General features: G+C 36.6%; 7 protein-coding genes. 1 reads left to right on the top strand and 6 read right to left on the bottom strand.

Translation table 11 applies throughout. The annotated features are described in order from the left end of the window. The 4 genes from AC06OU_RS05780 to AC06OU_RS05765 form a co-directional block, all read right to left on the bottom strand. Positions 1-677 (bottom strand): pseudouridine synthase (locus tag AC06OU_RS05780; protein ID WP_475854559.1); only part of this gene is annotated, 677 nt, incomplete at its 3' end. 99 nt (positions 678-776) lie between these two features. Further along, complete coding sequence (locus AC06OU_RS05775; protein ID WP_475854558.1) at positions 777-1739, bottom strand: D-alanyl-D-alanine carboxypeptidase family protein; 963 nt, start codon at positions 1737-1739, stop codon at positions 777-779. A 53-nt stretch (positions 1740-1792) separates the two neighbouring features. Beyond that, positions 1793-2371, bottom strand: coding sequence for an SMC-Scp complex subunit ScpB (gene scpB / locus AC06OU_RS05770; RefSeq protein ID WP_475854556.1), 579 nt, complete (start codon positions 2369-2371; stop codon positions 1793-1795). Beyond that, entirely contained in the window at positions 2352-3122 is a 771-nt protein-coding gene (locus tag AC06OU_RS05765; protein WP_169361310.1) for a segregation/condensation protein A, read from the bottom strand. Before AC06OU_RS05765 ends, scpB begins: the two co-directional genes overlap by 20 nt. A 54-nt stretch (positions 3123-3176) precedes the next feature. On the opposite strand from AC06OU_RS05765, the gene AC06OU_RS05760 reads away from it, so the two are divergent. Continuing rightward, complete coding sequence (locus AC06OU_RS05760; protein WP_475854555.1) at positions 3177-3680, top strand: DUF309 domain-containing protein; 504 nt, start codon at positions 3177-3179, stop codon at positions 3678-3680. Between the two features lie 2 nt (positions 3681-3682). Here the strand turns inward: AC06OU_RS05760 and AC06OU_RS05755 are convergent, their stop codons facing one another. Together AC06OU_RS05755 and lysA are read right to left on the bottom strand one after the other, a co-directional pair. Further along, complete coding sequence (locus tag AC06OU_RS05755) at positions 3683-4042, bottom strand: GNAT family N-acetyltransferase (RefSeq protein ID WP_169361312.1); 360 nt, start codon at positions 4040-4042, stop codon at positions 3683-3685. Positions 4043-4206: 164 nt separating this feature from the next. Beyond that, the gene (gene lysA / locus AC06OU_RS05750; protein ID WP_475854561.1) at positions 4207-5529 is read right to left on the bottom strand and encodes a diaminopimelate decarboxylase; all 1323 of its coding nucleotides are present in this window, start codon (positions 5527-5529) and stop codon (positions 4207-4209) included. Between the last annotated feature and the right edge of the window lie 45 nt (positions 5530-5574).

Below are 5574 nucleotides of genomic sequence, written 5' to 3'. Positions count from 1 at the left end.
GTTAATTCTCTCCACTCTCCTGCGTTCAAACCGTGTAGAGTTAAGAAACCAAATCGTTCTCTTTTTAATTTTTGCACAGGGAAACCAATTGCATCAAACATACGACGTACTTGACGGTTTTTGCCCTCATGGATCGTAATTTCAACAATTGATTTATTTGCTTTCTTTTCAGAAGAAAGCAGCTTAACTTTTGCAGGAGCTGTCTTACCGTCCTCTAAAACGACACCTCTCTCAAGCGGTCTTAGTTGCTCGCGTAAAGGTATTCCTTTAAGTCGCGCGACATAAGTTTTGTCCACCTTGAACTTTGGATGTGTAAGTGCATAAGAAAAATCTCCGTCATTTGTTAAAAGCAACAAGCCTGAAGTTTCATAATCTAATCTACCTACTGGGTATAATCTTTCAGTTACATGAGGAAGTAAATCGGTAACAGTCTTTCTACCTTTGTCATCGCTAACAGCTGAGATAACACCTCTTGGCTTGTAAAGTAAGAAATATTTTTTTTGTTCTTTCTCTAATTTGACACCTTCTACTTCAACTGTATCTGAATCAGAGACCTTAGTACCTAATTCCTTAATTACTTTCCCATTGACCTTTACTTTTCCTTCTAAAATTAACTCTTCTGCTTTTCTACGTGAAGCAACACCTGCGTGTGCTAAAACTTTTTGTAATCTTTCCAAGTAATCCACCTCGTCCATTCTTCATACATGAGTGAATTATGTCACACTTTTGCAGAAAATAAAAGAAGACAGTCTTTTAGAAAAACTGTCTTCTCCAAATTATTTGACTTTCTTGACGTTAAATTCTAGTGCAACATCTTTATCAATCATTACCTTCCAGAGAAATGGCTTCTTTTCCTTGTTGTTCCTCGGGATAATGAGTACATTATTTAGCTTCTCTTCTTCTTCCTTGTTCAAGAGTAAATAGTAGTCCTTTTTAACCTCTATTACATCTTTTTGAAAAAGCTCGTATTTCCCTTTTTCAACTACCTGAACCATCGAATAGTTTTGGAATATTTGCTCTGCAAGAGAAACATGAGTGTTCCAATCATTAGAATGATTCAATGTTACCACTATTACTTCTTTATCCTTGTCTTTCAAATACGTTACAAGCGTTCTTCCAGCTCTTTTCGTATAACCTGTTTTTCCGGCAACTGTATACTCGTTGAAATGCATAAGTTTATGCTTATTTCTCCATTTGATAGAACGTTCCTTTGGAACAAAATTCTTAGCAGATGCGATCTTCATAAAATCTTCATTTTGCAAAGCAAGTCGGAACATATTAGCCATGTCATGAGCCGAAGCATAGTGTTCATCATTATGAAGACCCGAAGGATTCGTAAAATGAGAGTTTTCTAAACCAGCTAATTGAAATTTTTCGTTCATCAGTTTCACGAAACCTTCTAATGAACCTCCAGTATGCTCTGCTAATGCATAGGCTGCATCATTGCCTGATTGAAGCATTAGTCCATGCAGCAAGGAGTTAACAGTCCAAACTTCACCTGGCTGCAAATAGAGAGAGGATCCTTCTTGAGCAGCAGCTACCGAAGAAATTGTAATTTCCTCATCAAGAGTTGCATTGTCCAACACCGTCAATGCTGTCCACACCTTTGTAAGACTAGCAATAGGAAGCTCTACCTCTGCATTACTGCCAAGTAACAATCTCCCTGTCTTAGCATCAATCACAGCATAAGATGAAGATACTGCTTGTGCACTTCCAATATTAACAAATAGGAAAAACAAAATTAGTATAAGCGCTTTTTTATAAATGGAAAATACTCCTTTTTCATTTATTTCTATCCTTCAAATGCTTCTTGGAACTTGGTCATAAATAAATCTGTGTCTTCCATGTCTTCTACCTCTATTTCTTCAGGTAATGGAGGTAGAGCACTGATATCCTTTAATCCAAAGTATTGAAGGAATTCCTGTGTAGTTCCATACAAGATAGCCCTACCTGTCCCTTCCGCACGTCCAACTTCTTGAACTAGTCCTTTTGCAGCTAATGTATGTATTGGCCGTTCTGATTTCACACCACGGATATCCTCTATTTCCACTCGAGTAATTGGCTGCTTATATGCAATAATAGCCAAAACCTCAAGCGATGCCTGAGAAAGAGACTGGGTAGTTGGATTTTCCACTAGCTTTTGAATACAATCTATATTTTCTTCCTTTGTAACGAGTTGGTATGTTCCAGCAAGCTGCTTTAGCTGGATACCTCTGTCCTCTGTATCCTCATACTCCATCATCAACAAATCTAAAGCCTCGGCTATTTGGTTTTCTTCTGTATCTGTTAAGAATGACAGTTGCTTTTTAGTTAAACCGTCCTCCCCGCTTACAAATAGTAGACTTTCTATTTTACTCTTTAATTTCTTCATATATTTCAATTTCCTTTCCTAATTGAACAAACAAATCTTCAAAATTACTCTTTTGCTCAACCAAAACCGCCTGACGCTTCATTAGCTCCAATAAAGCTAAAAAGGTCGTAACAATAGTGTTTTTGTCTCTTGTTGGAAAGAGCTCATAAAATGATAGTCTTCCATTATGCTTTTTTAAAGTAGTAATCACGTTAGTCATAGATTCCCTAATGGAGATCTCCTGCTTACTCACTTTAGTATGTAGAGGAGCATTAAGCTGCTTTCTTCTCAACATTTTTTGAAAGGCTCCAAGCATATCGTAAACATTTACATCTAGCTCAAACAAAGCTAGCTGCTGATTACTTTGGTAACCACTTAAGTCTGCCGGAGGTCTCGTATAAAATAGATTACGAGTTTCTTCTAACTCCTGCAAATTACTAGCGGCTTCCTTATATTTCTTATACTCTATTAACTTTAATACTAGCTCATCTCTCGGGTCGTCTAAATTAATATCAAAATCATCCTCCATATCATCGTCCTGATGAATTGGAAGAAGCATTTTACTTTTAATAGACAGCAAAGTAGCAGCCATCACTAAGTATTCACTTGCTTCATTTAACTCGAGAACTCGCATTGCATGGATATGTTCCATGTACTGTGTAGTGATCTCAGCCATTTTGATATCATATATATCTATTTCCAAACGATTTATTAAATGTAATAATAAATCGAGTGGACCTTCGAATGCTTCTGTTTTTACTTCGTAAGACATAAAACTCCACCTAATATTGATTTTAAACATAATTATAGAGGAAAGGTGATTGGAATGCACCCTACATTCGATTCTAAATTTGTTCATTTTATAACAGAATTTAACGAGACTAAAGATTATTTTGAATGCCACGAACTATTAGAAGACTATTGGAAGGAAGTTTCCCCACGCCAAAAGGTACATCCTTTAGCCGCTCTCATTCTACTTTCCACTTCTATGTACCACTGGCGACGTGGTAACTTTCAAGGTGCTTCTAAGGCCATGAAAAGCAGTATTAAACGCATGAAAGAAACAATACAATCTCCCTTCTTCGAAACTTTAAATACAGAGCAATTGCTAAAAGATGCCACCCAAGCCTATCAATCTATTCAGCTGCACAAGCCTTTTACAGCATTTCAAATTGGCATCCAAAATGATTCACTGCTTACCCTCACCAAGGAGGTAACCTTATCAAAAGATATAAATCAACATTTTCTTATTCATAAACATATGCTTAGAGACCGCTCTGAAATACTTGAAGAACGAGAAAAAAAGAAAAAAAGAAGAGATGACCAATAAGGTCAGTTCTCTTCTTTTTCTTTATGACATTTTACAAAGAAAGCTTTGATCTCTTCCGTTGACCTAATATTAGTCGTTTGTAAAACATTAGATAGGGCTAGAATCATATTCTTGCCAATTCCCTCTCCTCGGTGAGAAGGATTAACAGAAATATGTTGGATGATTGCATCTGTTTCCACCATTCGAACTCCAATAATGCCGACGACATCTTCCATCTTTTTCCAAACAAACAAGTGCCAATCAGGATTAGATTCGTATTCGTGGATCGTTTCTAATAGTTTTTTGACATCTTTTTCATTGGGCATAAAAGATAAGAGACCCATAGAAATTTTTTCATAAGCTTTTTTATAACGAAATAACATGTTTAAGACCCTCTTTTAATTTCTTTAAAGAACTTTACTACTTTTTATGATAATTGTCCAATTATACATTACCATTTGGGGCAATAAATAGCCAATATGCTACTCCCCAAATTATTCCGGTTAAAAATAAAATTAGAAACAATATAACATTTATCTTTTTCAAATTAGTCTCTTCCTTTCTCTATATGATAAGGAAGGTCGAGGCGAATAAGGTCTTCCAATGTTTCTCGTTTTACAGCCAATTGGTGCTGACCATTCTCAACAAATACTACAGCCGGTTTTGCCATACGATTGTAATTACTTGCCATTGAATAACCATATGCTCCGGTACAGAACACGGCTAAAATATCACCTGGTTCAGCTTTCGGTAATGAAATATGCTCAATAAGCTTATCCCCAGACTCACAGCATTTCCCAGCAATTGTATAGTCAACCTTTTTGGGTGTTCCCATTTTGTTGGCAATCGCCGCATCATACTCTGCACCATATAAAGCTGGGCGAATATTATCCGACATGCCCCCATCGACTGCTAAGTAGTTCCGAATTTCCGGCACTTCTTTTTCAGAGCCAATGGTATAAAGGGAGGTTCCCGAATCACCAACTAGTGAACGACCTGGCTCAATCCAAATTTCTGGCATCTCTAAGTTAGCATTTGCTACTAATTGTTTAACAGCAATAATCATTTCCTTCACATAAGTAGAAGGTTCCAGCGGAGTGTCTTGCTCGGTATACTTAATGCCGAAGCCACCACCAAGATTTAATACTTTGCAAGCATAGCCAAACACGTTATCCCATTCAATCATTTTAGTGATAAGCTTTTCTGCTGCTAGCTTAAAACCAACTGTTTCAAAAATTTGAGACCCAATATGACAATGCAATCCTAACAATTCTATAAATTCTTCTTTATAAACTTGTTGAAATGCTTGATCAGCTTGTCCATTCATTAAGTCAAAACCAAATTTAGAGTCCTGCTGACCAGTTGTAATATAATCATGGGTATGAGCCTCTACTCCTGGAGTAACTCTTAGTAATATTTTTACTTTTTGGTTTAGCTTTGTAGTTAAACTTTTTAGCAGTTCAATCTCGTAAAAATTGTCTACAACTATACAGCCAATCTTATGCTCCATTGCCAACATTAATTCATCGACACTTTTGTTATTACCATGAAAATGTATTCGTTCTGGAGGATATCCTGCTTGTATTGCAGTATATAGTTCTCCTGCTGATACAACATCCAAAGACAAGCCTTCTTGCTCAATCACTTGGTACATTGCAATGCAAGAGAAGGCTTTACTTGCATAAGCTACCTGAGCACCTATATTTTCTTCCTGGAAAGTAGCTAAAAAGGCTCTTGCTCTTGATCTGATAAGAGACAAATCATATACAAATAGCGGAGTTCCATATGTTTTAGTAAGTTCTAATGAGTCAATACCGCCTATCAACAGGTGGCCTTTTTCATTCACATTATGCTCTGATACCATTACCATGTATCCTCGCCTCTTTTCCTCATTTTCTATATGAACTTTACCATA

This window comes from Psychrobacillus sp. (assembly GCF_056205495.1).
This window is presented reverse-complemented; position numbering and strand designations above follow the sequence as displayed.

What these genes read in the sequence shown, in the direction of transcription:
- AC06OU_RS05755 (WP_169361312.1), bottom strand. Translation starts at nt 4,042, where the DNA reads ATGTTATTTCGTTATAAAAAAGCTTATGAAAAAATTTCTATGGGTCTC.
- AC06OU_RS05760 (WP_475854555.1), top strand. Translation starts at nt 3,177, where the DNA reads ATGCACCCTACATTCGATTCTAAATTTGTTCATTTTATAACAGAATTT.
- scpB (WP_475854556.1), bottom strand. Translation starts at nt 2,371, where the DNA reads ATGAAGAAATTAAAGAGTAAAATAGAAAGTCTACTATTTGTAAGCGGG.
- AC06OU_RS05765 (WP_169361310.1), bottom strand. Translation starts at nt 3,122, where the DNA reads ATGTCTTACGAAGTAAAAACAGAAGCATTCGAAGGTCCACTCGATTTA.
- lysA (WP_475854561.1), bottom strand. Translation starts at nt 5,529, where the DNA reads ATGGTAATGGTATCAGAGCATAATGTGAATGAAAAAGGCCACCTGTTG.